The 25,652-nt window shown below is 63.6% G+C and carries 19 protein-coding genes; 11 read left to right on the top strand and 8 right to left on the bottom strand.

All coding sequences use genetic code 11. The features are described 5' to 3' along the window. Positions 1-30 precede the first annotated feature (30 nt). Positions 31-840 carry an endonuclease/exonuclease/phosphatase family protein gene (locus AC2T3R_RS17230; protein WP_013973332.1) on the top strand — a complete coding sequence of 270 codons (810 nt, stop codon included), beginning with the start codon at positions 31-33 and terminating at the stop codon, positions 838-840. Positions 841-1,140: 300 nt separating this feature from the next. Then, on the top strand, positions 1,141-2,217 hold the full coding sequence (locus tag AC2T3R_RS17235) for an autotransporter domain-containing protein (RefSeq protein ID WP_486744004.1): 1,077 nt from the start codon (positions 1,141-1,143) through the stop codon (positions 2,215-2,217). 117 nt (positions 2,218-2,334) lie between these two features. On the opposite strand, the gene glgB is transcribed toward AC2T3R_RS17235, so the two are convergent. From glgB to AC2T3R_RS17250, 3 genes are all read right to left on the bottom strand, one after another. Then, positions 2,335-4,545 (bottom strand): 1,4-alpha-glucan branching protein GlgB, encoded by a 2,211-nt coding sequence (glgB, locus tag AC2T3R_RS17240; protein ID WP_367244566.1) that lies wholly within the window; start codon positions 4,543-4,545, stop codon positions 2,335-2,337. Then, entirely contained in the window at positions 4,546-7,863 is a 3,318-nt protein-coding gene (gene treS, locus AC2T3R_RS17245; RefSeq protein ID WP_486744005.1) for a maltose alpha-D-glucosyltransferase, read from the bottom strand. Between the two features lie 139 nt (positions 7,864-8,002). Next, the gene (locus AC2T3R_RS17250) at positions 8,003-10,021 is read right to left on the bottom strand and encodes an alpha-1,4-glucan--maltose-1-phosphate maltosyltransferase (RefSeq protein WP_410952580.1); all 2,019 of its coding nucleotides are present in this window, start codon (positions 10,019-10,021) and stop codon (positions 8,003-8,005) included. 140 nt (positions 10,022-10,161) lie between these two features. Here AC2T3R_RS17250 and AC2T3R_RS17255 point away from each other — a divergent pair, with 140 nt between their 5' ends. Then, a complete protein-coding gene (locus AC2T3R_RS17255) occupies positions 10,162-10,323 on the top strand; it encodes a hypothetical protein (protein WP_015271006.1) in 162 nt (53 codons plus the stop codon). Between the two features lie 140 nt (positions 10,324-10,463). On the opposite strand, the gene AC2T3R_RS17260 is transcribed toward AC2T3R_RS17255, so the two are convergent. Continuing rightward, entirely contained in the window at positions 10,464-12,146 is a 1,683-nt protein-coding gene (locus AC2T3R_RS17260; RefSeq protein WP_486744006.1) for an AMP-binding protein, read from the bottom strand. Positions 12,147-12,469: 323 nt separating this feature from the next. On the opposite strand from AC2T3R_RS17260, the gene AC2T3R_RS17265 reads away from it, so the two are divergent. From AC2T3R_RS17265 to AC2T3R_RS17280, 4 genes are read left to right on the top strand one after another with little or no spacing between them, the layout of a single operon-like run. Continuing rightward, the gene (locus AC2T3R_RS17265; protein WP_013973339.1) at positions 12,470-13,633 is read left to right on the top strand and encodes an isovaleryl-CoA dehydrogenase; all 1,164 of its coding nucleotides are present in this window, start codon (positions 12,470-12,472) and stop codon (positions 13,631-13,633) included. Positions 13,634-13,652: 19 nt separating this feature from the next. Continuing rightward, a complete protein-coding gene (locus AC2T3R_RS17270; RefSeq protein ID WP_013973340.1) occupies positions 13,653-15,260 on the top strand; it encodes a carboxyl transferase domain-containing protein in 1,608 nt (535 codons plus the stop codon). Between the two features lie 3 nt (positions 15,261-15,263). Further along, the gene (locus tag AC2T3R_RS17275) at positions 15,264-16,079 is read left to right on the top strand and encodes a gamma-carboxygeranoyl-CoA hydratase (protein ID WP_100412904.1); all 816 of its coding nucleotides are present in this window, start codon (positions 15,264-15,266) and stop codon (positions 16,077-16,079) included. After that, positions 16,076-18,028, top strand: coding sequence for an acetyl/propionyl/methylcrotonyl-CoA carboxylase subunit alpha (locus AC2T3R_RS17280; protein ID WP_486744007.1), 1,953 nt, complete (start codon positions 16,076-16,078; stop codon positions 18,026-18,028). The genes AC2T3R_RS17275 and AC2T3R_RS17280 overlap by 4 nt, the downstream gene beginning before the upstream one ends. Before the next feature lie 134 nt (positions 18,029-18,162). Here the strand turns inward: AC2T3R_RS17280 and AC2T3R_RS17285 are convergent, their stop codons facing one another. Together AC2T3R_RS17285 and AC2T3R_RS17290 are read right to left on the bottom strand one after the other, a co-directional pair. Continuing rightward, positions 18,163-18,777 carry a LexA family protein gene (locus tag AC2T3R_RS17285; protein WP_238066610.1) on the bottom strand — a complete coding sequence of 205 codons (615 nt, stop codon included), beginning with the start codon at positions 18,775-18,777 and terminating at the stop codon, positions 18,163-18,165. Between the two features lie 86 nt (positions 18,778-18,863). Further along, positions 18,864-19,529, bottom strand: a complete 666-nt coding sequence (locus tag AC2T3R_RS17290; RefSeq protein WP_054572480.1) for a LexA family transcriptional regulator — start codon at positions 19,527-19,529, stop codon at positions 18,864-18,866. Between the two features lie 130 nt (positions 19,530-19,659). On the opposite strand from AC2T3R_RS17290, the gene AC2T3R_RS17295 reads away from it, so the two are divergent. Together AC2T3R_RS17295 and AC2T3R_RS17300 are read left to right on the top strand one after the other, a co-directional pair. Next, complete coding sequence (locus AC2T3R_RS17295) at positions 19,660-19,971, top strand: DUF6124 family protein (RefSeq protein ID WP_025339827.1); 312 nt, start codon at positions 19,660-19,662, stop codon at positions 19,969-19,971. A gap of 438 nt (positions 19,972-20,409) precedes the next feature. Next, the gene (locus AC2T3R_RS17300) at positions 20,410-20,925 is read left to right on the top strand and encodes a DUF4880 domain-containing protein (RefSeq protein ID WP_486744008.1); all 516 of its coding nucleotides are present in this window, start codon (positions 20,410-20,412) and stop codon (positions 20,923-20,925) included. Between the two features lie 53 nt (positions 20,926-20,978). Here AC2T3R_RS17300 and AC2T3R_RS17305 read toward each other — a convergent pair whose 3' ends face one another. After that, positions 20,979-22,169: an MFS transporter gene (locus AC2T3R_RS17305; protein ID WP_486744009.1), complete on the bottom strand. Its 1,191-nt coding sequence runs from the start codon at positions 22,167-22,169 to the stop codon at positions 20,979-20,981. Between the two features lie 239 nt (positions 22,170-22,408). Continuing rightward, positions 22,409-23,329: a LysR substrate-binding domain-containing protein gene (locus AC2T3R_RS17310; RefSeq protein WP_054572477.1), complete on the bottom strand. Its 921-nt coding sequence runs from the start codon at positions 23,327-23,329 to the stop codon at positions 22,409-22,411. A gap of 197 nt (positions 23,330-23,526) precedes the next feature. On the opposite strand from AC2T3R_RS17310, the gene AC2T3R_RS17315 reads away from it, so the two are divergent. Both AC2T3R_RS17315 and AC2T3R_RS17320 read left to right on the top strand, forming a co-directional pair. Then, entirely contained in the window at positions 23,527-24,276 is a 750-nt protein-coding gene (locus AC2T3R_RS17315; RefSeq protein WP_013973349.1) for an SDR family NAD(P)-dependent oxidoreductase, read from the top strand. A gap of 76 nt (positions 24,277-24,352) precedes the next feature. Further along, positions 24,353-25,651, top strand: coding sequence for an MFS transporter (locus AC2T3R_RS17320; protein WP_486744010.1), 1,299 nt, complete (start codon positions 24,353-24,355; stop codon positions 25,649-25,651). Position 25,652 lies beyond the last annotated feature (1 nt).

A 25,652-nucleotide genomic window follows, 5' to 3' on the forward strand; every position in this document is an offset into this window, starting at 1 on the left:
CCCCCATGCACCCGCCATTGAGGAGTAACCGTGAACCCCGAAGCCGGCAGTAAAGGTTTCGCCAGTGTCAACCAGGCCCCGGCCGTGAAGCGGCTGCGGGTGCTGACGGTGAATACCCACAAGGGCTTCACCGCCTTCAACCGACGCTTCATCCTGCCGGAACTGCGCGAGGCGGTGCGCAGCACCCAGGCCGACATCGTCTTTCTCCAGGAGGTGCTCGGCAGCCACGACCGCCACGCCGCGCGCTACCCCGGCTGGCCGCAGACCTCGCAGTACGAGTTCCTCGCCGACAGCATGTGGAGCGACTTCGCCTACGGGCGCAACGCGGTCTATCCTGACGGCCACCACGGCAACGCGCTGCTGTCCAAATACCCGATCATCGAACATCGCAACCTCGACGTGTCGATCACCGGCCCCGAACGACGTGGCCTGCTGCACTGCGTCCTCGACGTGCCTGGCCAGCATCAGGTGCATGCCATCTGCGTGCACCTGTCGTTACTGGAAAGCCACCGCCAGAAGCAGCTGCAACTGCTGCGCAAGCTGCTCGAATCCTTGCCCACCGACGCCCCGGTGATCATCGCTGGCGACTTCAACGACTGGAAATCCCACGGCAACCGCACCTTGGGCCTGCAGCGTGACCTGCACGAGGCCTTCGAACGCCACCATGGCCACCTGGCCCGCACCTATCCTGCGCGGCTGCCGCTGTTGCGCCTGGACCGTGTCTACCTGCGCAACGCCGAAAGCCATGGGCCGCGGATTCTGGGGCACAAACCTTGGTCGCACCTGTCGGACCACCTGCCGTTGTCGGTCGAAGTCAGGCTTAGCAATCATTCTTCATAGCCGCAGCACGGCAAATAGCGAACCTGGCTATACCTGGCCGAATTATCTTGTGATTCAACAAGTTGAACAAAGCCACGGAACCTGAACACATCCTTCACGCTTTCTTGACGCAAGCGGCGCCCTCTCCTTAGCTGAACATATCAAGCAGTAATGATCTCGCGCAGGGCCTCTAGCTCGCGCCTTCGTGCGCGTTGCACAAAGCCAGGCGTGCTGGTTTGGGTCGCCCACTGTTTTTGCCGTACAGCTCGTGACAACAGGCCAGGTCCTAGGGCTGTAACACAAAAACAAAGGAGATCCGCCATGAAAAGCACCTCGAACCCCTTGCGCTTCGAAAGCATTTTCTACGCGGTTTCCACGTCGCTGCTTCTGGCAACCCCGGTGGAAACTATCGCGTATGAACTGCAGGACGACCCGACCTCGCCCGGCTTCCTGCACCAACCGGCAGTACCACAGCTTACGCTTGACCCGGTGAGCGCCAGTGGCTTGAGTATCGGTACCTTGAACGCGTTCTCGCAAAAGATGAGCGAACGCCATGGGCAGGCTGCACCGGACCTGGTCGCCAGCCAGTGGGCGCAGTTCTTCCCCACCACCGCGCGCAGTAGCGCGCAGCCTCCGGACCAGCTGGAGGCCCCCAGCCAGCAACTGATGATCGGCCCGGACCTGTTCGTGCGTGAAACTGCAGCGGGCAATGTGCACCGCGCGGGGATCTTCGTGGGGCAAAACAACCTGCAGACCAACTTCAACGGCATGCGCCAGCTGTTGGGCGACAAGCAACGCAACGCCGTGAACCTCAGCGGTGAAAGCCTGGGGGTGTACTGGAGCATGACCCATGAACAGGGCTGGCACCTGGATGCCGTGGCCATGGGGTCGCGCATCGACGTCAATGGCCGTGGCGAGAACGGCCAGCGACTGGACGACAGCGGCCACGCGATGACCTTCTCGCTGGAAGGCGGCATCCCCATCGGCCTGGGTGGCGGCTGGGTGATCGAGCCGCAGGCGCAGTTGATCAACCAGCAGTTCTTCCCCGGCAGCCGGGCACAGGAGGAGACCTTGCAGGCCTTCGACAGCCAGCCGAGCTGGAGCGGCCGGGTCGGTGCCAGGCTGTCCGGGCGTTATGAAGTACGCGGCATGCCGATCGAACCCTATGTGCGGACCAACGTGTGGTATGACTTCAGCAATGCCGATGAGGTGAAGCTGGACCAGGTCGACAAGATCTCCAGCTCGCGCTACTCGACCACGGTGGAACTGGGGTTGGGGCTGGTGGCGCGGGTGACACCCACGGTGGCGCTGTTTGTCAGTGCCGATTACAGCAGTGACGTCGACGACAATGATCTGAACGGGTTGATTGGCAGCCTTGGGGTGCGGATGCGGTGGTAGGCAGGGTCGGCCCTTTCGCGGGCACGCCCGCTCCCACAGGGATAGCACAGGGCCAGAGGTTGGCGCCGTACCTGTGGGAGCGGGCATGCCCGCGAAGAGGCCAGTACAGGCAGAAGATCAGACCGGCTTCATCACCAGCACACCCAGCGGCGGCAGGTTCAGGGCCAGCGACTGCGGCTGCCCATGGCTGGCTATCTCGTCACTTTGCACGACCCCCAGGTTGCCGACATTGGACCCGGCATACAGCTCTGCATCACTGTTCAACAGCTCCTGCCAGCGTTCGCCAAACGGCACGCCAATGCGATACCCCTCGCGCGGCACCGGGGTGAAGTTGGCCACCACCAGCACCGGCTCGCCACTGCTGCTCCAGCGCAGCCAGGCATACACGCTGTTCTGCGCATCGTCACCAATCAGCCACTGGAAACCCTGCGGCTGGCAATCCTGCTCATGCAACGCCGGCACCTCGCGGTACAGGCGGTTGAGGTCGCCTACCAGGCGCTGTACCCCCTGGTGCTCAGGGTACTGCAACAGGTACCAGTCCAGCTCGCCATCGTGGTCCCACTCGCGCCACTGGCCGAACTCGCAGCCCATGAACAGCAGCTTCTTGCCCGGATGCGCCCACATGAAGGTGAGGTAGGCACGCAGGTTGGCGAACTTCTGCCAGCGGTCGCCGGGCATCTTGTCGATCAGCGAATGCTTGCCGTGCACCACTTCGTCGTGGGAGATGGGCAGGATGAAATGCTCGGAATAGGCATAGATCAGCCCAAAGCTCATCTCGTTGTGATGATAAGTGCGGTGCACCGGGTCGTTCTGGATGTAATGCAAGGTGTCGTGCATCCAGCCCATGTTCCACTTGTAGGCAAAGCCCAGGCCGCCCTGCTGGGTCGGCTGGCTGACGCCGGGCCAGGCGGTGGACTCCTCGGCGATGATCAGCGCACCCGGGGCCTCGTGGGCCGCCACGCCGTTGAGGTGGCGGATGAAGTCGATGGCCTCCAGGTTCTCGCGCCCGCCGTGGCGGTTGGGCACCCATTCGCCGGCCTTGCGCGAATAGTCGCGGTACAGCATCGAGGCCACCGCATCGACACGCAGGCCATCGATGTGGAAGTGCTTCAGCCAGTGCAGCGCCGAGGCCATCATGAAGCCGCGCACTTCGTTGCGGCCAAGGTTGTAGATCAGCGTGTTCCAGTCCTGGTGGTAGCCCTCCAGGGGGTTGTCGTATTCGTACAGGGCGGTGCCGTCGAAACGCGCCAGGCCGTGTTCGTCGGTGGGGAAATGCGCCGGTACCCAGTCCAGCAGTACACCAATGCCCCCTTGATGGCAGGCGTCGATGAAGGCGGCGAAGTCCTCGGCGCTGCCGTAGCGCGAGGTGGGCGCGAACAGCGACAGCGGCTGGTAGCCCCAGGAGCCGCCGAACGGGTGCTCCATGATCGGCAGCAGTTCGATGTGGGTGAAGCCCAGTTCCTGAACGTACGGCACCAGGCGCTCGGCCAGCTCGCGCCAGTTGTAATAGCGCCCGACCTCGCCCGCCTCATCCAGCTCGCAGCGCCACGACCCCGGGTGCAGTTCGTAGATCGACAGCGGCGCACTGTAGGCATGGCGTTGCGCGCGTTGCGCCATCCAGTCGTGGTCTTGCCAGTCGTGGCTGAGCGCCCCTGCCACCTTGGATGCGGTGCTCGGCGGCAGTTCGGTAGCGCGCGCCAGCGGGTCGGCCTTCAGGGGCAGTATGCCGTCCTTGCCCAGCACCTCGAACTTGTAGGTTTCGCCCACGCCCAGGCGCGGCACGAACAGCTCCCACACCCCGGCGCTGTGGCGCAGGCGCATGGGGTGGCGGCGGCCATCCCAGTTGTTGAAGTCACCCACCACCGACACGCGCCGCGCGTTCGGTGCCCACACCGAGAAACACACGCCGTCGACGCCATCGACCTGGATGGGTTGCGCACCGAAGCGCCCGGACAGGTCGCGGTGGTTGCCTTCGGCGAACAGGTACAGGTCCATGTCGCCCAGTTGCGGGCCGAAGCTGTAGGGGTCTTCGGTGACCTGCTCGCCACCGGCCCAGCCGATCTGCAGCAGGTACGGGTGTGCCTCATCGAGGTGCGCGGTGAACAGCCCCGGCAGGCTGCCCTGCTCCATTTCGGCGAGGATGCGCCCGTCATGCCGGGCCAGGATGCACACATTCAGGGCGTTGGGCAGGAAGGCGCGGACCACCTGCCCGCCGGCGCCATCGCCATGGGGGCCGAGTACCGCAAATGGATCGGCGTGCTCGGCGCGGGCCAGGGCGTCGAGGTCCCGTTGCCGAAGGCCGCCGTTTTCACGCGTGGTTGCATTCATCTATGACTCTCCCCAGGTACTGATCAGTCCATGCAGGCCATGCAAAGGCACGGCCAGCCAGCTCGGACGGTTCTCGGCTTCGTATGCGATTTCGTAGGCAGCTTTTTCCAGGCAGAACAGCTCCAGTGCAGCACGCTCGCCCTCGGCCTGTTGCCAGGCGTGAGGCATGGCCGCGGTGGCCAGGCCATAGGCTTCGACAAAGGCATGCCGCGACTGGTGCAGGTACTGCCTGGCAACCCGTTGCCGGGCTTGGCGCGCCGGGTCGGAAAGGTCGACCGCAGACGCGCTGCGCAAGATCATGGCAGCAGCATAGTCGAAGGATCGCAGCACGCCGCTGACATCCTTGTACGGGCTGTGTTTTGCCCGACGCTCTTGCAGCGGCCGGGCCGGTTCACCTTCGAAATCGATGAGGTAGGCGTCGCCCTGCACCACCAGCACCTGGCCCAGGTGCAGGTCGCCGTGCACGCGCATCAGCAGGCCGCCCTGGGCCTGGCGGGTCAGGTTGGCGATGTGCTGGGCCAGGCCGTCGCGCTGTTGCTGCAAGTCGTCGACCAGCGCCTGGCTTTCGCTGTCGAGGCTGTCGCGGTGCTGGGCCAGCAGGTCGAGGGCATGGGTGAGTTCGGCGCTGATCTGCGCACTCCAGCGTTCGCTGTCGTCGGCATCGCTCGGGCGCGGCTGGAAGGCCTCGTCGTTGGTCGGTGCGGCCAGCAGCAGGTGCATCTCGCCCAGGCGCTGGCCGAGCAAGGCGGCAAAGCCGGTGAGTTCGGCCAGTGCATCGGTGTGCGCATCGGCGTCGAGGCTGGAGGGCTCCATCTGGTCGCGGATGGCCCGTTCCAGGGTGTTCTGGGTCCAGGCCCAGGCGTCACCCTGGTTGCTCAGGTAGCCCTGGGCGATCATCAGCAGGTGTGGCGCGCCCTGCTCGTCCACCCGGCTGACCCAGGCCAGCAACGGCGAAATATTGGCAAAGCCTGCGGCGGTCAGGTAGGCACTCATTTCCAGCTCGGGGTGCACACCCGGGTTGACCCGGCGAATCAGCTTGAGCACCACCTGGTCGCCAATCACCACCGAGCTGTTGGACTGCTCGGCGCTGAGGTAGCGCACGCTGCTTTCGTCGTTCAACGCCAGGCTCGCCAACTGCTGCGTGCTTTCGAAGCGCAGCTCGCCCTCGCCGTTGCCACAAGGCAGATGCATGCCGCCCTCACAGGCACGCAGCACCGCGCGGATGAATGGCTCGAGGACGAAGGCATCGGTGATCAGGCCAACCTGATGGGCACGGCGCACCCGCGCCAGGGCCAGCTGCTGCGGCAGTGCGGTACTGATCTGCTCTTCAGGCAGCAGGCCGAACGGCAGCTGGTAGCGGGTAGCCATACCCTCGCTGAGCACTTCGATTTCACCGAGCAGCACCGGCGTGGTGGTGGTGCCGAAACGCACGCCGTAGCACAGGCGCACCTGGTCGATCGGCCCTTCCTTGCCGGCGAACCAGCGCCGCTTGGGCAGGTACTGCGGCAGGATGGCGCTTTGCAGGGTATCGCTGGAGGGGGCCTCCAGCAGTTCTTCCATGCGCTTGCGCAATACCAGTGTGGTCAATTCGGGTAACCCCTCGGTGGCCTGGATGTGCCAGCTTGGCATGCGGTCGTGGCTGGCCAGCAGGAACCAGTAGAAGGCGTAGGGTGGCAATGTCAGCATGAACGGCAGTTGCCCGATTGGCGGGAAGGCGCTGCCGCCGAGCATCTCCACCGGTACTTTGTCGGCGTATTGTGACAATTCCAGTTCAGCTGCCTGGGCGGCGCGGGAAACGTTGGCCACGCACAGGATGACTTCAGTGTTGCCATCGGCGTCGGTGTACTCGCGCAAGTAGGCGAGGATGCGCCGGTTGTTCGGCGTGAGGGTGCGCAGGCTGCCGCGGCCGAAGGCCTTCTGCTGCTTGCGCACCGCCAGCATGCGCCGGGTCCAGTTCAGCAGCGAATGCGGGTCGTTGGCCTGGGCTTCGACGTTGACGGTCTGGTAACCATACAGCGGGTCCATGATCGGCGGCAGTACCAGGCGCTGCGGGTCTGCACGGGAGAAACCGCCGTTGCGGTCCGGCGACCATTGCATGGGCGTGCGCACGCCGTCGCGGTCGCCCAGGTAGATGTTGTCGCCCATGCCCAGTTCGTCGCCGTAATACAGGGTGGGCGTGCCGGGCATCGACAGCAGCAGGCTGGTGAGCAGTTCGATGCGCCGGCGGTCGCGCTGCAGCAGCGGCGCGAGGCGGCGGCGGATGCCCAGGTTGATGCGGGCGCGGCGGTCTTCGGCGTAGTAGTTCCACAGGTAATCGCGCTCGCGGTCGGTAACCATTTCGAGGGTCAGCTCATCGTGGTTGCGCAGGAAGATCGCCCATTGGCAGTTGGCGGGGATTTCCGGAGTCTGGCGCAGGATGTCGGTGATCGGGAAACGGTCTTCCATGGCCAGGGCCATGTACATGCGCGGCATCAACGGGAAGTGGAAGGCCATGTGGCATTCGTCGCCCTCGCCTTCGCCGAAGTACGGGCGGGTGTCCTCGGGCCATTGGTTAGCCTCGGCCAGCAGCATGCGGTCGGGGTAGTTGGCGTCGATTTCGGCGCGGATCGCCTTGAGCACGTCGTGGGTTTCGGCAAGGTTCTCGTTGTTGGTGCCGTCGCGCTCGATCAGGTAGGGGATGGCGTCCAGGCGCAGGCCATCCACACCCAGGTCGAGCCAGAAACGCATCACCTTGATCACAGCCTTGAGCACTTGCGGGTTGTCGAAGTTGAGGTCGGGCTGGTGCGAGTAGAAGCGGTGCCAGAAGTACTGGCCGGCGACCGGGTCCCAGGTCCAGTTGGACTTCTCGGTGTCGAGGAAGATGATGCGCGTGCCGTCGTACTTCTGGTCATCATCCGACCACACGTAGAAGTCCCGTGCCTTGCTGCCGCGCTTGGCATGGCGGGCGCGCTGGAACCAGGGGTGCTGGTCGCTGGTGTGGTTGATGACCAACTCGGTGATTACCCGCAGGCCGCGTTTGTGCGCCTCGGCGATGAAGCGGCGGGCATCGGCCAGGTTGCCGTAGTCGGGGTGCACGGCCTTGTATTCGGCGATGTCGTAGCCGTCGTCGCGGCGTGGCGAGGGATAGAACGGCAGCAGCCACAGGGTATTGACGCCCAGCTCGGCAATGTAGTCGAGCTTGCTGATCAGGCCGGCGAAGTCGCCGATGCCGTCGTTGTTCGAATCGAAGAACGACTTGATGTGCAGCTGGTAGATGACGGCGTCCTTGTACCACAGCGGGTCGTCGATGAAGGCTGCCGGGCGGGAACGCTTGGCCATGTGCGACTCCTTTCAATTTCTGGTTGCTCTGGCCCCTGTAGGAGCGGGCTTGCCCGCGAAACAGACACCGCGGTGTATGGCACCGGCTGTGCCGGTGTTCGCGGGCAAGCCCGCTCCTACAGAGGAGCGCGAACCACCGTTAGCGGGCCTTTTCGATGCGCCAGATACCGAAAGGCAGATGCCAGGGTTCGATGCGCATCCATTGGGTCTTGCCGTACCACGACCAGCGATGTCCGGTCATCAAGTCCTCACCATGGGTTTCGGCGTTGTCATCCAGCCCCAGCTCCCACAGCGGCAACTCGAAATGCGCCTCCTGGGCGTTGTGCGGGTCGAGGCTGATTGCCACCAGAATGTAGTTGTCGCGCTCGGGCGTGCGCTTGGCGAAGTACAGGATGTTGTCGTTCCAGCAGTTGAAGAACGCCACGCCCAGGTGGGTCTGCAAGGCGCGGTTCTGCCGGCGGATGCGGTTGAGCTGGGCGATCTCGGCAATGATGTTGCCGGGTTGGCTGAAATCGCGTGGGCGGATTTCGTACTTCTCCGAATCCAGGTACTCCTCCTTGCCCGGCAGCGGTGTGCCTTCGCACAGTTCGAAGCCCGAATACATGCCCCACAGCCCCGACCCCATGGTGGCCAGTGCAGCACGTATGAGGAAGCCGGCACGGCCGGAGGTATGCAGGAAGTACGGGTTGATGTCGGGCGTGTTGACGAAGAAGTTGGGCCGGTAGCACTGGCTCCATGGCGGCTGGTTGAGCTGCTCGAAGTACTCGCGCAGTTCCTGTTTGTGATTGCGCCAGGTGAAGTAGGTATAGCTCTGCGCGTACCCGACCTTGCCCAGGCGGGCCATCATCGCCGGTTTGGTGAAGGCTTCGGCGAGGAAGATGACCTCCGGGTGCCGGCTGCGCACATTGGCGATCAGCCATTGCCAGAATGGCAGTGGTTTGGTGTGCGGGTTGTCGACGCGGAAGGTCTTGACACCCTCCTCGACCCAGCCGACCACTACGTCACGCAAAGCCAGCCACAGCGAGGGCACGGCCTCGGGCGCGTAGAAATCGACGTTGACGATGTCCTGGTATTTCTTCGGCGGGTTCTCGGCATAGCGGATGGTGCCATCCGGTCGCCAGCTGAACCAGCCGGGGTGCTCCTTGAGCCAGGGGTGGTCCTGGGAGCACTGGATCGCGAAGTCGAGGGCGATTTCCAGGCCATGCTCGGCCGCCGCGGCCACCAGGCGGCGGAAGTCGTCGCGGCTGCCCAGCTGCGGGTGAATTGCCTCGTGGCCGCCTTCCGCGCTGCCGATGGCATACGGGCTGCCCGGGTCGCCGGGCTCTGCCGTGAGGGCGTTGTTGCGGCCCTTGCGGTGCTGCATGCCGATCGGATGGATGGGCGGGAAGTACAGCACGTCAAAGCCCATGTCGCGGATCATCGGCAGGCGCTCGTGCACATCATTGAAGGTGCCGTGGCGCTCGGGGCTGTCGGTGATCGAGCGCGGGAACAGCTCGTACCAGCTGGCGAACTGCGCGGCCGGGCGGTCGACATCGACGGGGAATTCGCGGCTGCGGGCCAGGTAGCTGCGGTGCTCGGCGTCGCTCATCAGGCGGGCGGTAGCGGGGTCGAGAAACAGTGCCACCTGGTCGTCGGCATTAAGCGTGGGCAGGCGCTGCTGCAACGCCTGGAGCTCCTCGCGCAGGGCACCGTTGCACAGCTCGATGCCCTTGCCCAGCATCAATCGACCTTCCTCCAGTTCCAACCGGACCTCGACACCGGCGTGGTACTTCTTCTCCAGGTCGTGGCAGTAGGTAGCGAACGGGTCGATCCAGGCCTCGATGCTGAACAGGTGCGGGCCCAGTTCAGTGGGGGTGAATTCGGCCAGCCACAGGTCGTTGCCCGGCGAGTGCATGGGCACGCAATGCCAGCGCCGGCTGTGGGCCTGGCGCCAGTTGAGCATCACGGCCAGGCGGTCGTGGCCGTCGCTGTAGACCTTGCTGCTGACCGCCACCGGCTGGCCACTGATGGCCTTGGCGGCGAAAGTGCCGCCTTCGAGCACGGGTTGGGTGTCTTCGATCACGATGCGCGGCGCCAGCAGCGCCTGGGACAGGCTGATGGCCTGGTCCGGGTGATCGTTGGCCATGGGCACGCTTTCGAAGGGCTCGTTTCGTGACATCGGACCTTGCTCCCTCAGGCTGGTAGCGGTAAGGGTTCAGAGCCGGGCACAGGCGTGGGGTTCAAAAAAATTGAGCGAACGGCAGCTGCGAGGGGTCGAAGCCTGCAGCACCTCTTCAATTACCCAAGCGAGGTCAGGCCATGAACATTCCCATTCCACCGGAGACTCCCGATCCCAACATCGACGACCCGAGCCTGCCGCCGCCCGTGCCGGAGGAAGAGCCGGACGAGCTGCCGATCAAACCGACCGTGCCGCCGACAGTGGGCGACCCGCCGAGCCAGGAACCACCGGTGAAGGCTTAAGGGTAGACCAGGATCTTGTGCTGGCAGGGCCGGCCTCTTCGCGGGCACGCCCGCTCCCACAGGTATTTCACAGAGCCCGAGGGCAGTGAAGTACCTGTGGGAGCGGGCGTGCCCGCGAAAGGGTCGGAACGGCCAATGCATCAACCAGCAGTAACCGCCGAGATCTCCGCCACACTGATCTCCCGCATGCGGAACTTCTGCACCTTGCCGGTCACCGTCATCGGGTACTCGTCGACAAAGCGGATATGCCGCGGCACCTTGAAGTGTGCGATGCGCGCCTTGCACCAGCCCTGCAGTTCCTCCACCGTGGCACTGTGCCCCGGGTGCAGCTTGATCCAGGCGACGATCTCCTCGCCATAACGGCTGCACGGGATGCCGATCACCTGCGCATCAGCTACCGCCGGGTGGGTGTAGAAGAACTCTTCCAGTTCACGCGGGTAGATGTTCTCGCCGCCGCGAATGATCATGTCCTTGTTGCGCCCGACAATGCGCACGTAGCCGTGCTCGTCCATCACCGCCAGGTCGCCAGAATGCATCCAGCCGGCCGGGTCGATGGCATCTGCCGTGGCCTGGGGGTTGTCCCAGTAGCCGAGCATCACGCTGTAGCCGCGGGTGCACAGCTCGCCGATCTCGCCGCGCGGGACGATGCAGCCGTCGGCGTCCACCAGCTTGTTCTCCAGCTGCGGCTGGGTGCGGCCGACGGTGGTCACGCGCAGCTCAAGGTCGTCGTCCGGGCCGGTCTGCAGTGACACCGGGCTGGTTTCGGTCATGCCGTAGGCGATCTGCACTTCGGCCATGTGCATCTGGTCGATGACCCGGCGCATCACCTCGATCGGGCAGGTGGCGCCGGCCATGATGCCGCTGCGCAAGGTCGACAGGTCCATTTGCGCGCGCGCGGGGTGGTCGAGCATGGCGATGAACATGGTCGGCACGCCATAGAGGATGCTGGCGCGCTCTTCGGCCACGGCGCGCAGGGTGAGCTCGGCGTCGAAGGCGTCGTTGGGATAGATCATGGTGCTGCCATGGGTGATGCAGCCGAGGTTGGCCATGACCATGCCGAAGCAGTGGTACAGCGGTACCGGGATCACCATGCGGTCGCATGCGGTCAGGCCCAGGCTTTCGCCGACCATGAAGCCGTTGTTGAGGATGTTGTAGTGGCTGAGCGTGGCGCCCTTGGGAGCGCCTGTGGTGCCGGAGGTGTACTGGATGTTCACCGGCTGGTCGAACTGCAGGCTTTGCTGGCGCTTCGCGTAAGCCTCGACGGAGGTCTGCCCTGCCCGCTCGGCCAGCGCTTGCCAAGGCAGGAAGCCTGCCGGCGGGTTGGCGGCCAGGCTGACCACACCACGCAGGTCGGGCAGGCGTTCACTGGCCATTTCACCGGGGGTGGCGCTGGCCAGCTCCGGCGCCAGTTCCTGGACCATGGCGTGGTAGTCGGACGTCTTGAAGGCATCGGCACACACCAGCCAGCGGCAACCGGACTGGCGCAGCACGTATTCCAGCTCGCCCACGCGGTAGGCCGGGTTGATGTTGACCAGAATCGCACCGACCTTGGCGCTGGCCAGCTGCAGGATGCACCACTGGGCGCAGTTGGGCGACCAGATGCCGACCCGATCGCCGGTGTTCACGCCCAGGGCCATCAGGGCACGAGCATGCACCTCGACCTGCTCGGCCAACTGCCGCCAGCTGTAGCGCAGGCCCTGATGGCGCGACACCAGGGCCTCGCCGTCGGCACAACGGGCCACGGTGGCGTCGAAGGCCTGGCCGATGGTCTGGGTCAGCAAGGCTTGGTCCTGGCGACCGCGGGTATAGCTTGGTTGACTCATGGGTGTCCCTTCTTGTGGTTGTTCTGGGCACGACTGAAGCAAGCGGGAATACTCTGGCGCAGATTTACGTTTACGTAAAGGTGATGAGTCGATTGACAGTGAGCGCACGCAGGTTTACGTTAACGTAAAGGTGATGAACGACACCGCCCCTCAGGCATGACGCCGAACCCTGTGGGAGCGGGCGTGCCCGCGAATGCGATCACTCAGGCAATGACGGTGGTCCTGCTGAGGCATTCGCGGGCAAGCCCGCTCCCACAGGGTCCGGCGCCAGATCCTTGAGCCAGAGTGTTTCCCATATTTCAAGAACAACAAGGTGCCCCAGCATGCATTACCCCACCCTGAACTTCGCCCTGGGCGAAACCATCGACATGCTCCGCGACCAGGTGCGCACCTTCGTCGCCGCCGAACTGGCTCCGCGCGCCGCGCAAATCGACCACGACAACCTGTTCCCTGCCGACATGTGGCGCAAGTTCGGCGACATGGGCCTGCTGGGCATCACCGTGCCGGAAGAATACGGCGGTGCCGGCCTGGGCTACCTGGCCCACGTGGTTTCGATGGAAGAAATCAGCCGTGGCTCGGCCTCGGTGGCCCTGTCCTACGGTGCCCACTCCAACCTCTGCGTCAACCAGATCAACCGCAACGGCAGCCACGAGCAGAAGCTCAAGTACCTGCCCAAGCTGATCAGCGGCGAGCACATCGGCGCCCTGGCCATGAGCGAGCCCAACGCCGGTTCCGACGTGGTGTCGATGAAGCTGCGCGCGGAAAAGCGCGGCGACCACTACGTGCTCAACGGCAGCAAGACCTGGATCACCAACGGCCCGGACGCCAATACCTACGTGATCTACGCCAAGACCGACCTGGAAAAGGGCGCACACGGCATCACCGCGTTCATCGTCGAGCGTGACTGGAAAGGCTTCAGCCGCAGCAACAAGTTCGACAAGCTGGGCATGCGTGGCTCCAACACCTGCGAGCTGTTCTTCGACGGCGTCGAAGTGCCGGAAGAAAACATCCTCGGCCAGCTCAACGGTGGCGTGCGCGTGCTGATGAGCGGCCTGGACTACGAGCGCGTGGTGCTGTCCGGCGGCCCGACCGGCATCATGCAGAGCTGCATGGACCTGGTAGTGCCCTACATTCACGACCGCAAGCAGTTCGGCCAGAGCATCGGCGAGTTTCAGCTGATCCAGGGCAAGATCGCCGACATGTACACCCAGCTCAACGCCAGCCGCGCCTACCTGTATGCCGTGGCCCAAGCCTGCGACCGTGGCGAGACCACCCGCAAGGACGCCGCCGGAGTGATCCTGTACACCGCCGAGCGCGCCACGCAAATGGCCCTGGAGGCGATCCAGATTCTCGGCGGCAACGGCTATATCAACGAATTCCCGGCAGGCCGCCTGCTGCGCGACGCCAAGCTGTACGAGATCGGTGCCGGCACCAGCGAAATCCGCCGGATGCTGATCGGCCGCGAACTGTTCAACGAAACCCGCTGAGCACAAGGGACGGGCGCACATGGCTACCTTGCACACCCAGATCAACCCGCGTTCGGCGGAGTTCGCCGGCAACAGCGCGGCCATGCTCGAACAGGTCCAGGCCCTGCGCGGCCTGCTCGCCCAAGTGGCCCAGGGCGGTGGGCCCAAGGCTCAGGAGCGGCACACTTCGCGTGGCAAGCTGTTGCCACGCGAGCGTATCGACCGCCTGCTGGACCCGGGCTCGCCGTTCCTCGAAATCGGCCAACTGGCTGCCCATGAGGTGTATGGCGAAGACGTGCCCGCTGCGGGCGTGATCGCCGGCATCGGCCGCGTCGAAGGCGTGGAATGCATGATCGTGGCCAACGACGCCACGGTCAAAGGCGGTTCCTACTACCCGCTGACGGTGAAGAAGCACCTGCGTGCGCAGACCATCGCCCTGCAGAACCGCCTGCCGTGCATTTACCTGGTGGACTCCGGCGGCGCCAACTTGCCACGGCAGGACGAAGTGTTCCCCGACCGCGAGCACTTCGGGCGGATCTTCTTCAACCAGGCCAACATGAGCGCACTGGGTATTCCGCAGATTGCCGTGGTGATGGGCTCGTGCACCGCCGGCGGTGCCTACGTGCCCGCGATGGCCGACGAAGCGATCATGGTGCGCCAGCAGGCGACCATCTTCCTCGCCGGCCCGCCACTGGTGAAGGCGGCCACCGGCGAGGTGGTTAGCGCCGAAGACCTTGGCGGTGCCGATGTGCACTGCCGCACCAGCGGCGTGGCCGACCACTATGCCGACAACGACGAACACGCCCTGGCCCTGGCCCGACGCAGCGTGGCCAACCTCAACTGGCACAAGCTGGGCAAGCTGCAGCGCCTGGCCCCGGTGGCACCGCTGTATGCCGCCGATGAGCTGTATGGCGTGGTGCCGGCCGACGCCAAGCAACCGTTCGACGTGCGCGAGGTGATCGCGCGCCTGGTCGACGGCTCGGTGTTCGACGAGTTCAAGGCGCTGTTCGGTACCACCCTGGTGTGCGGCTTCGCCCACCTGCACGGCTACCCGGTGGCGATCCTCGCCAACAACGGCATCCTGTTCGCCGAAGCGGCGCAAAAAGGCGCGCACTTCATCGAACTGGCCTGCCAGCGCGGCATCCCGCTGCTGTTCCTGCAGAACATCACCGGCTTCATGGTCGGCAAAAAGTACGAAGAAGGCGGCATTGCCAAGCACGGCGCCAAGCTGGTCACTGCCGTGGCCTGCGCCCAGGTGCCGAAGTTCACGGTGATCATTGGCGGCAGCTTTGGCGCCGGCAACTACGGCATGTGCGGCCGTGCCTACGACCCGCGCTTCCTGTGGATGTGGCCCAATGCGCGGATCGGCGTGATGGGGGCCGAACAGGCCGCCGGCGTGCTGGCCCAGGTCAAGCGCGAACAGAGCGAGCGCAGTGGCCACCCGTTCAGCGCCGAAGACGAAGCCCGGCTCAAACAGCCGATCCTTGACCAGTACGAGCACCAGGGCCACCCCTACTACTCCAGCGCCCGCCTGTGGGACGACGGTGTCATCGACCCGGCCCAGACCCGCGACGTGCTCGGCCTGGCGTTGTCCGCCGCGCTGAACGCACCGATCGAACAGAGCCGCTTCGGCATTTTCCGGATGTGATCCATGAGCGATTTCAGCACCCTCGAAGTGATCCGCGACCCGCGCGGCTTCGCCACCCTGTGGCTGAGCCGCGAGGACAAGAACAACGCCTTCAACGCCTTGATGATCCGCGAGCTGATCGTCGCCCTCGACCAGTTGGCCGAGGACGCCAGCCTGCGCTTCGTGCTGCTGCGCGGCCGCGGCCGGCACTTCAGCGCCGGCGCCGATCTGGCCTGGATGCAGCAGTCGGCGCAGCTGGACTTCAACACCAACCTGGATGATGCCCGCGAGCTGGGCGAGCTGATGTACGCCCTGCACCGCCTCAAGGCGCCGACCCTGGCCGTGGTGCAAGGCGCGGCCTTTGGCGGCGCGCTGGGCCTGATCAGTTGCTGCGACATGGCCATCGGTACCGAAGACGCCCAGCTGTGCCTGTCGGAAGTGCGCATCGGCCTGGCCCCGGCAGTGATCAGCCCGTTCGTGGTCAAGGCCATCGGCGAGCGTGCCGCGCGCCGCTATGCCCTCACCGCCGAGCGTTTCAGCGGCGTGCGGGCCCGCGAGCTGGGCCTGCTGGCCGAGGTCTACCCGGCCAGCGAACTGGACGCCCAGGTCGAAGCCTGGGTGAGCAACCTGCTGCAGAACAGCCCGCAAGCGCTGCGCGCCACCAAGGACCTGCTGCGTGAAGTGGACGACGGTGAACTCAGCCCGGCCCTGCGCCGCTACTGCGAAAACACCATCGCCCGCATCCGCGTCAGCGCCGAAGGCCAGGAGGGCCTGCGCGCCTTCCTGGAAAAACGCCGCCCCGCCTGGCAAACCGACGACAAGAAGGAGCCGCGCCCATGAGCCGCCCCGCTTTGACCACCCTGCTGGTCGCCAACCGCGGCGAAATCGCCTGCCGGGTGATGCGCACCGCCAAGGCCATGGGCCTGACCACCGTGGCCGTGCACAGTGCCACCGACCGAGATGCCCGGCACAGCCGCGAAGCCGATATCCGCGTCGACCTCGGCGGCACCAAGGCTGCCGAAAGCTACCTGCTGGTCGACAAGCTGCTGGCCGCAGCCAAGGCCAGCGGTGCCCAGGCCATCCACCCGGGCTATGGCTTCCTGTCCGAGAACGCAGGCTTCGCCCGTGCCATCGAAGAGGCCGGGTTGATCTTCCTCGGCCCACCGGCCAGCGCCATCGACGCCATGGGCAGCAAGTCGGCGGCCAAGGCGCTGATGGAAGCCGCCGGCGTGCCGCTGGTGCCGGGCTACCACGGCGAAGCCCAGGACCTGGACACCTTCCGCGCCGCCGCCGAACGCATCGGCTACCCGGTGCTGCTCAAGGCCAGCGCCGGCGGCGGTGGCAAGGGCATGAAAGTGGTCGAGGAAGAAAGCCAGCTGGCCGACGCCCTGGCCTCGGCCCAGCGTGAGGCGCAGTCGTCGTTCGGCGATGCGCGCATGCTGGTAGAAAAGTACGTGCTCAAGCCGCGCCATGTGGAAATCCAGGTATTCGCCGACCAGCACGGCAACTGCCTGTACCTCAACGAGCGTGACTGCTCGATCCAGCGCCGCCACCAGAAGGTGGTGGAAGAAGCCCCTGCGCCAGGCCTGTCAGCCGAATTGCGCCGGGCCATGGGTGAGGCGGCGGTACGCGCGGCCCAGGCCATCGGCTACGTGGGCGCCGGCACCGTTGAGTTCCTGCTCGATGCCCGTGGCGAGTTCTTCTTCATGGAGATGAACACCCGCCTGCAGGTGGAGCACCCGGTTACCGAGGCCATTACCGGGCTCGACCTGGTGGCCTGGCAGATTCGCGTGGCCTGCGGCGAGGCTCTGCCGATCACCCAGGACCAGGTGCCGCTGATCGGCCATGCCATCGAAGTGCGCCTGTATGCCGAGGACCCGGCCAACGAATTCCTGCCCGCGACCGGCAAGCTGGCGCTGTACCGCGAGTCGGCGGCCGGCGAAGGGCGACGGGTGGACAGCGGGGTCAGCGAAGGTGATGTGGTGTCGCCGTTCTACGACCCGATGCTGGGCAAGCTGATCGCCTGGGGCGAAGACCGCGAGCAGGCGCGCCTCCGTTTGCTGGCCATGCTCGACGAATTTGCCATTGGCGGGTTGAAGACCAACATCGCCTTCCTGCGGCGCATTCTCGCCCACCCGGCGTTTGCTGCAGCGGAACTGGATACTGGCTTCATTCCGCGTCACCAGGAGGTTTTGCTGCCCGCGCCTCAAGCGCTGCCGGCAGGCTTCTGGGAAGCCGCGGCCGAGGCCTGGTTGCAGGGCCAGGCCGCACACCAGCGGGAGGACGACCGCAGTTCGCCGTGGGCCGAGCGCAACGGCCTGCGCCTGGGCCTGCCGGCGCGCAGCAGCCTGCACCTGGTCAGTGGCGGGCAGGACCAGGCAGTTGCCCTGGAGCGCAGCGCTGCGTCTACCTGGCAGCTGGTGGGCGAGCAGTTGGTACATGACCAGGCGGGCGTGCGTCGCCAGCATCTGGCGATCCGCCGCGGTGGCACGCTGTACTTGCACTGGGACGGCGAGATGCATGCCATCGAAGCCTTCGACCCGATCGCCGAAGCCGAGGCCAGCCACAGCCACCAGGGCGGCCTGGGCGCGCCCATGAACGGCAGCATCGTGCGGGTGCTGGTGGAGCCTGGGCAGGTGGTGGAAGCAGGTACGCCGCTGGTAGTGCTGGAGGCCATGAAGATGGAGCACAGCATCCGCGCGCCGCATGGCGGCACGGTGAAGGCGTTGTTCTGCCAGGAAGGGGATATGGTCAGCGAAGGGACGGTGCTGGTCGAACTGGCGGAGTAAGTCCTGGGGGCCGCCTTGCGGCCCTTTCGCGACACAAGGTCGCTCCTACAGGTACGTTGCATACCCTGAGGTTGGTGCGGTACTTGTAGGAGCGGCCTTGTGTCGCGAAAGGGCTGCGCAGCAGCCCCGGCAATCTAGAAGGAGCCATGCACTCGCACGACCACACCCAAAAACTCGCAGCCTTCCTCACACAGGACTGTCGGATAGCGCGTATTCAGCGGATTGAGCATCCTGTCTCCGCCCTCCTCGACCAACTGCCGCAACACTGCCGGCCGCCCGGGCTGCCGCGCAATCACCAACCGACCGGGCTCTGCCGGAAGGCCAGTATCCACCAGCACACGCATACCCACAGGCACGCTCCTGCCATTGGCGGCATTCATCGAGTCGTTTTCCACCATCAGCCAGAAGGCATTGCCGGCGGGCATATAGTCCGTCTGTTCATGGGATTTGCTCGCCTCAGGCAAAGGCCCCTGCAAATCGGCCCAGCTCAGCACGGGGAAACGATAGCTCGCACTACCCCCTGAGGCTTCAGACGCAATGCCACGCTCGACCACCATGACTTGGGCCTCAAGAGACACCAACCCAAGCTTCTCGAGCTTTTCGTTGATGGTCTCCAGTGTCGGCCGCCGTGTACCGCGCAACCAATGCCCTACGCCGCCCTGTGTCATCCCCAGGCGTTCGGCCAGCTTGAGCTGGCTGAGGTTGTGTTCACGCTTGTAGCGCTTGAGAAATGCGATCCAGTTTTCCATGAGCGGATACTGCGGCTCCAAGACTTGCGCCATCCCTGTAGGAGCGGCCTTGTGTCGCGAAAGGGCTGCGCAGCAGCCCCGGCAATCTAGAAGGAGCCATGCACTCGCACGACCACCCCCAGAAACTCGCAACCATCCTCACACAGCAGCGCCGGGTAGTTGCTGTTGAGTGCCTTCAGGTACCGTTGCCCACCTTCCTCCGCCAGCTCACGGAAAATCGCCGGTTTGCCCGGCTGACGAGCGATAACCAGACGCCCTGGCTCGGCATCTACCCCAGGGTCCACCAACATCCGCATGCCCTGCGGCACACTGCGGCCACTGGCGGCACTCATCGCATCATTCTCGACAGTCAGCCAGAACGCCTTGCCTTGGGCCAGATAGTCCGTCTGCTCGAACACACCTGGCTCCGCCCCATCTGCGATACCTAGCTCATCCCAGCCCAGCACCGGGTAGCGGAAGCACACGATGTATTGCATGAGGTCCAGGTCATCATCGGAGTCATCGACCTCGTAAATGCCACGCTCCTCGCCAACCTGACCAACAATGCGCAACTGTAGGCTGACGTTGTAATGGGGCATGCCAATCTCGACGAATGTGCGATTCATCGACTCGATCTTCGGCTGACGCCGCTTGTTCACCCAATGCCCCACGCTGCCTTGAGACACGCCAACGCGCTCGGCAAGCTGCTCTTGAGTAAGCCCTAGCTCCTCCATCCGGTCACGGACGAGGGCAATCCATTTATCCATATTCATCGCTGGCACGATACGGACTGCCTTCTAGCGCTCAATAAACATTCAGTATTATTTATCGGAAAGCACAAAAATACTTTAGGTATTAGTATCGACCTGAACCCTTTCCCTACTGGTGTTAGCAGGTATCAGGATGAAACCACCGAAAAACGACGAAACAGATCTCGACAGCGAAGCCGCCCGCCGCGCCCTCGACTACTACCTCAACCCCAACCCGCCGCGCCCCACCCTGGACAACAGGATCTGGACCCTGCACGAGGGTGTAACCGGCGACCAGGCCCAGGAACATGCCATCGCCCTGCTGCGCTGCGCCGCCGCCACCGCGCAGGAAACCGCCACCCACCAGCACGGTAGCCAGCGCGAACTGACCTTTGCCCTGATGCACATGATGGACATGGCGCGCGCACTGCTCGAGCACAAACGCACCGTGGAATCGGGTTTGTAAACAAGAAAGAAGGGAGAGAACGTGATGGCCGGGTAACGGCGAAGGCCCCGATTGCCGGGACAAGGAAGCGCGCCGGTAAAACTTTTTTACCGGATTACCGAAAATTCATTTGACTGGCAAATGATAACGATTATTATTGCACTCAGCTGATCGCAAGATCTGCTGGATAACCTGGAGCTTAGGTCGCTCTCAGATTATCTCCTCATCAGGCTAATCACGGTTTTTGACCCAGCTTTTTGCTGGGTCTTTTTTTTGGCTCTTCAGGCTAATGAAGATCGTGATGGCGCGCATGATAGCAAAGGTGTTTCAGGGCGTGAACGCTCATTACAAAACTTTGCGGAATCAGCACTTGAGAATCAATCTCGTTTCACCTACGCTGATCACGCATCACGGAAGATGCCCCCATCCCTCCCCCCTCCATAGAGCAAGGAGCTGTCCATGAGCCGTCTGCTGCTGCCCCTTGAACACCCAACCTCTGCTGCCGAACATCATGCCGACGACGCCCTGCTGCACGCCCTGAAACGCCTGCCACGGCGTGTGCAACAAGTATTCCTGCTCAACCGCCTCGACCAGCTGGACTTCGCCATCATCGCCGCCCGCCTCGACCTGCCATTGGCGAGCATCGAGCGGCACATGGACCAGGCACTGCAGGCCGGTCGCTCGCGCCGGGATGTGCTGGCGAGTGTTGCCGGGCAATGGTATGTGCGCTTGCAGAGCCCACAGGTGACGGCGTGCGAGCGGATCGATTTTCGCCGTTGGCTGGATGCGGACACGGCGAACTTGCAAGCGTTTCATGACACGGAACTGCACTGGCGCAGCCTGTTGGCACCGGCACGGCAGCTGGGCCAGGATGGTTGGTACCGGCAAGGTCGGGCGGCACTGTCGTTGGGCGGCTGTTCGGTTGCGGTCGGGCTTGGCGTGGCGGCGTTGGTGCTGTTTGGTTTCTGGGCCTGATCAACACCTGCGCTACACCGTTATCGTTTTCACCGCGGATGGCTCGGTCGTTATCAAGTTCGAGTGCTGGTCAGCGTTTCCGTCAGGCATGCAAGCAGTAGCCATCCGCACAAACTGATACCCAGGAACAGAAGCCCCAGGCTCATCGGCAGCTCGCTTTCGACGCCAGCAACAAGACTGCCGGCCAAACCACCACCTGCGAACAACAATGTCGTATTGAGCGACGCTGCCGCACCGGCTTGCTGCGGGTAACGCGCCAAGGCCTGGGTCGTTGCAGCCGGACGCACCAGCGTTGTCCCGGTCGTGCAAATGATCATCGGCAGCAGCAGCCCCGCCACCGTCAATCCCGCTACCTGTTCCCAGATCACCAGTGTGATGCCCCCGGCAGCAATCAGCAGGAATCCCGTCTTGATCTGAAACTGCGGGGTTACGCGATTGTTCAAGTAGGTCGCGGTTGCTCCGCCAGCGATATACGCAAGCCCATAGGCGATAAATACCACCGAGAATTGATATGGCGTCAGCCCCAGGCTGTCCATCAACGCCAATGGCGCGACAACGATGAAGGAAAAATGGCAGGCAAACGCCAGGCTGGCCAGCAGGGAGTGCGCAAGATAGGTCGCATCACGCAGCATGACCCAGTAGCAGCGCATGCCCGACGTACGGCCTCGCGATGCAGGCGTGTCCTGCAGCAATGCATATGACAGGCATGAAACGGTCACGGCTATGAAAGCGAATACCGTAAAACTGCCCTTCCAGCCAAAGGATTGTTGGAGAAAAGCGCCTGCGACCGGTGACAACGAGATGAACAGCCCACTTGCGCTGGTCAGCAGGATACGCATGGCATTGCGCTGCCTACCACTGTACAGATCCTGCACGAGCGCCTGGCCCAGCACGAAACTCCCGCAACCCAAGGCCTGCAGCAAACGGAACGCCATGAACGTCTCATAGCGGGTTGAAAGTACACAACCCACTGCCCCTGCAATGGACACTCCCAACCCAGCGAGCAACAACCGCTTGCGCCCCATGCCATCCGACAATGGCCCGATCACGATTTGCGCCAAGGCGACACCAAACGCAAAGAAGCTCACCGAGTAAGCTATCTGCTGTGGCTCGACGTGAAACTCGCCTGCGAGCGCCGGGAATGACGGCAGGATCACATCCAGAGGGAATACGCCCAATAGACACAATAGAATCAGCAAGGCCGAGCGCAGAAAGCTACTGAGCGAACCCAAGGGCTGATTCACGCTACCAACCTCGCCTTCTTGTATTGCCGGAAGTAGTCACTGGAAACTCCATGAAAGCGCCGAGCCCTGATGGTAGCGACACCCTGAAGATGTACAACCCGAACCGGGCAGCGAAACTTCCGATAGCGTTGTAGGGCTTTTCCCTTGTTGCTTATTACCGTTGAGTTCTGGTGCTATCCAGCCTTCTGCTGACTCGATAGCCGGCCCCTAGCGCAGTTGATCTGTTGTGCAAACTGCTCTCAGTAATTGAAGTCATGACCGAGCTGGCCCTGCACCCATTCAAGGAACTGGCGAACCCTGGGAGCTTCAGCATGGCCTCGCGGAAATACCAGGTGGTGGGCACTGACGGGCGTCGCCAAGTCTTCCGCAAATACCGGTACCAACTCGCCCCGGGCGATATAGTCCTGCGCCAACAGGGAACTCTCCAAGGCCAACCCATACCCATGGCTGGCGGCCTCCAGGCTCATGTAGGAGCGATCGAAGCTCAGGGCGTAGGGGGTTTGTGGCAACGCCACGCCTTGCTGTGCGAACCATTGGGGCCATTGCACCAATGCGGCTTCCGACAGGATCAGGTTCTGCCCCAGCAGATCGCCCGGCTGCTTGATAGGCGTACGCTCGAGAAGCTGTGGCGAGGCCAGCACAGTTGCACGTTCATGCCGGATGGTACGCACTTCCAGGCTGGGCCAGTTGGGGTAGCCATGACGGATATCCAGATCGATCTGATGGCGGCCGAAGTGCAGCGACTCGTAGGAGCACGACAGGTTGATCTGGATCTGCGGATGACTGTTACGAAAATGGTCCAGGCGCGGCAGCAACCAGAGCAGGCCGAAGCTGGGCGCGGAATGAAGCCGCAAGCAATCGAAGCCCACCGAGTTGCCGGCGCGCTCGGTGGCCGTAGCCAGGCTTTGCAATATGCCTGATACCTCGCGCAGGTACTGCTCTCCGGCCGGGGTCAATGCAACACCGCGCGCCTCGCGAATGAACAATGGACGACCGATCAAGGCTTCCAGGTTAGCGATCTGGTGGCTCACCGCAGAGGGCGTGAGGTTCAACTGCTCTGCGGCCCGTGCAACGTTGGCGAAGCGAGCGACTTGCTCGAAGGCCTGAATTGCTTTCAGGGAAGGGATCTGAGGCGATTTTCTGAGGATGTCCAGGCTCATGACCATTTCCTGAAGGATTCGAAGCGATACCAAGGCTTTTACCTTCCTGTAAGCCCAAGGCACAAGTCGAGGGCTGAATTTTTTTCAGCACCGGGTGAAGGAGGCAGCGTTGCTCGGGGTGCTGTCCGGGACGAAGCTGTGCCTATCGGTTCTGCCTGAACCGCCGCTCACAACAACAACCATCTGGAGCACCTTCGATGCTGTTAACAGGAAAATTTGCCGTGATCACTGGCGCGGCCTCTGCCCGCGGCATCGGCCGCGCAACAGCCCAGGCGTTTGCCGCTCAGGGCGCCAAAGTCGCGATCCTGGACCTGGACGCCTCCGCCGCGACCGAGGCTGCCGCTTCACTGGGCGAAGGCCACCTCGGCGTGGCTGCCAACGTTGCCGATGAAGCACAAGTGCGTGATGCCATCGCTCAAGTGCTCGCGCAATTCGGTCGGATCGACGTGCTGGTAAACAATGCCGGCATCACTCAGCCGGTGAAAACCCTGGAAATCACCGGGGCTGACTATGACCGGATTCTCAACGTGAACCTGCGTGGCACATTGTTGATGTCCCAGGCGGTGATCCCAACCATGCGGGCGCAACGCGCCGGCAGCATCATCTGCATGTCATCTGTGTCTGCCCAGCGTGGTGGCGGCATCTTCGGTGGCCCTCACTACAGCGCGGCGAAGGCTGGCGTGCTTGGCTTGGGCAAGGCGATGGCCCGCGAGCTGGGGCCGGACAATATTCGCGTCAACTCGATCACGCCAGGCCTGATTCACACTGACATCACCGGTGGCCTCATGCAGGATGAACGCCGTCACGCCATCATCGAAGGCATCCCCTTGGGCCGCCTGGGCGAGGCGCGCGATGTCGCCAATGCAGCTTTGTTCCTGGCCAGTGACCTGTCCAGCTACCTGACGGGCATTACCCTGGATGTCAACGGCGGGATGCTGATCCACTGAGCACCTGGTGTAATCGTGACCTGCACCCGAGCCCGGCGCAGGCCACGCGTTCGATAACAACAAGAGATCAGAACGAATGACCACAATAGCGCTCGATGCGGCATCCGCCGCACGCAGCAGCGCCTACCGTAAAACGGCCTGGCGACTGATGCCTTTTCTCATGCTCTGCTACCTGTGCGCCTATCTGGACAGGGTCAATGTCGGCTTTGCGAAGCTGCAGATGATGGACGACCTGGCCCTTTCCGAAGCGGTCTACGGGCTGGGCGCCGGCATGTTCTTCATTGGCTACTTTCTCTGCGAGGTGCCCAGCAACATCATTCTGCACAAAGTGGGCGCTCGACGCTGGATCGCTCGCATCATGATCACCTGGGGCATCATCTCGGCGATGTTCGCCCTGGTGGAGACAGCCTGGCAATTCTATACCCTGCGGTTTTTGCTGGGGATCGCCGAAGCAGGCCTGGCACCAGGGCTTCTGCTGTACCTGACCTATTGGTTCCCGTCTTACCGCCGAGCGAAGATGACCGCGCTGTGGTTCATCGCGATTCCGCTGTCGGGCATGATCGGCGGCCCCTTGTCGGGTTGGATCATGGAGCGCTTTGCCGGCGTTCACGGCTGGGCGGGCTGGCAGTGGATGTTCCTGCTCGAAGCCATCCCCACGGTACTGGTGGGCGTTCTGGTGCTGAGCTACCTGAAGGATGGCGTCGATCAGGCTCACTGGTTGAGCGACGAAGAAAAAGCCCTGGTGCGCAAGGAGCTGGCTGAAGACGAACAACACAAGGTAAACCACGGCTCGGTGGCCGACTTCATCCGCGACCGTCGGCTCTGGTTGCTGGCGGGCATCTACTTCTGCGTAGTGATGGGCCAGTACGCAATCACGTTCTGGCTACCCACACTGGTACGCAATGCCGGCGTCAGCGAACCTTTGCACATCGGCCTGCTGACCAGCCTGCCGTACCTGTGTGCCATCGTCGCGATGCTGTGGGCCGGGCACAGCGGCGACCGTCACCGTGAACGCCGCTGGCACCTGGCGATCCCCATGTTGATCGGTGCACTGGGCCTGAGCCTCGCCGCAGCACTGGGCAGCAACCTGACGTTGTCGATCCTCAGCCTGTGCCTCGCTGCGGCTGGAGTGCTATCCGCCTCTTCACTGTTCTGGATGCTGCCCACCACGCTGTTGGGAGGTGTATCGGCGGCGGCAGGCATCGCGGCGGTGAACAGTTTCGCCAACCTCGCCGGCTTCTGCTCGCCCTACCTGATCGGCTGGGTCACTACCACCTTGGGCAGCAATGCCATCGGCATGTATCTCATCACGGCGGTACTCATGTCTGGCGCCTTCCTGGTGTCGCGAGTACCGGCCCATCTGGTCAATCGTTGAT

It is taken from the genome of Pseudomonas sp. PVC-5-1 (assembly GCF_057444345.1).

What these genes read in the sequence shown, in the direction of transcription:
- AC2T3R_RS17270 (WP_013973340.1), top strand. Translation starts at nt 13,653, where the DNA reads ATGGCTACCTTGCACACCCAGATCAACCCGCGTTCGGCGGAGTTCGCC.
- AC2T3R_RS17290 (WP_054572480.1), bottom strand. Translation starts at nt 19,529, where the DNA reads ATGAATATGGATAAATGGATTGCCCTCGTCCGTGACCGGATGGAGGAG.
- AC2T3R_RS17285 (WP_238066610.1), bottom strand. Translation starts at nt 18,777, where the DNA reads ATGGAAAACTGGATCGCATTTCTCAAGCGCTACAAGCGTGAACACAAC.
- AC2T3R_RS17255 (WP_015271006.1), top strand. Translation starts at nt 10,162, where the DNA reads ATGAACATTCCCATTCCACCGGAGACTCCCGATCCCAACATCGACGAC.
- AC2T3R_RS17275 (WP_100412904.1), top strand. Translation starts at nt 15,264, where the DNA reads ATGAGCGATTTCAGCACCCTCGAAGTGATCCGCGACCCGCGCGGCTTC.
- AC2T3R_RS17315 (WP_013973349.1), top strand. Translation starts at nt 23,527, where the DNA reads ATGCTGTTAACAGGAAAATTTGCCGTGATCACTGGCGCGGCCTCTGCC.
- AC2T3R_RS17295 (WP_025339827.1), top strand. Translation starts at nt 19,660, where the DNA reads ATGAAACCACCGAAAAACGACGAAACAGATCTCGACAGCGAAGCCGCC.
- AC2T3R_RS17310 (WP_054572477.1), bottom strand. Translation starts at nt 23,329, where the DNA reads ATGAGCCTGGACATCCTCAGAAAATCGCCTCAGATCCCTTCCCTGAAA.
- AC2T3R_RS17235 (WP_486744004.1), top strand. Translation starts at nt 1,141, where the DNA reads ATGAAAAGCACCTCGAACCCCTTGCGCTTCGAAAGCATTTTCTACGCG.
- AC2T3R_RS17320 (WP_486744010.1), top strand. Translation starts at nt 24,353, where the DNA reads ATGACCACAATAGCGCTCGATGCGGCATCCGCCGCACGCAGCAGCGCC.
- AC2T3R_RS17265 (WP_013973339.1), top strand. Translation starts at nt 12,470, where the DNA reads ATGCATTACCCCACCCTGAACTTCGCCCTGGGCGAAACCATCGACATG.
- glgB (WP_367244566.1), bottom strand. Translation starts at nt 4,545, where the DNA reads ATGAATGCAACCACGCGTGAAAACGGCGGCCTTCGGCAACGGGACCTC.
- AC2T3R_RS17260 (WP_486744006.1), bottom strand. Translation starts at nt 12,146, where the DNA reads ATGAGTCAACCAAGCTATACCCGCGGTCGCCAGGACCAAGCCTTGCTG.
- AC2T3R_RS17300 (WP_486744008.1), top strand. Translation starts at nt 20,410, where the DNA reads ATGAGCCGTCTGCTGCTGCCCCTTGAACACCCAACCTCTGCTGCCGAA.
- treS (WP_486744005.1), bottom strand. Translation starts at nt 7,863, where the DNA reads ATGGCCAAGCGTTCCCGCCCGGCAGCCTTCATCGACGACCCGCTGTGG.
- AC2T3R_RS17250 (WP_410952580.1), bottom strand. Translation starts at nt 10,021, where the DNA reads ATGTCACGAAACGAGCCCTTCGAAAGCGTGCCCATGGCCAACGATCAC.
- AC2T3R_RS17280 (WP_486744007.1), top strand. Translation starts at nt 16,076, where the DNA reads ATGAGCCGCCCCGCTTTGACCACCCTGCTGGTCGCCAACCGCGGCGAA.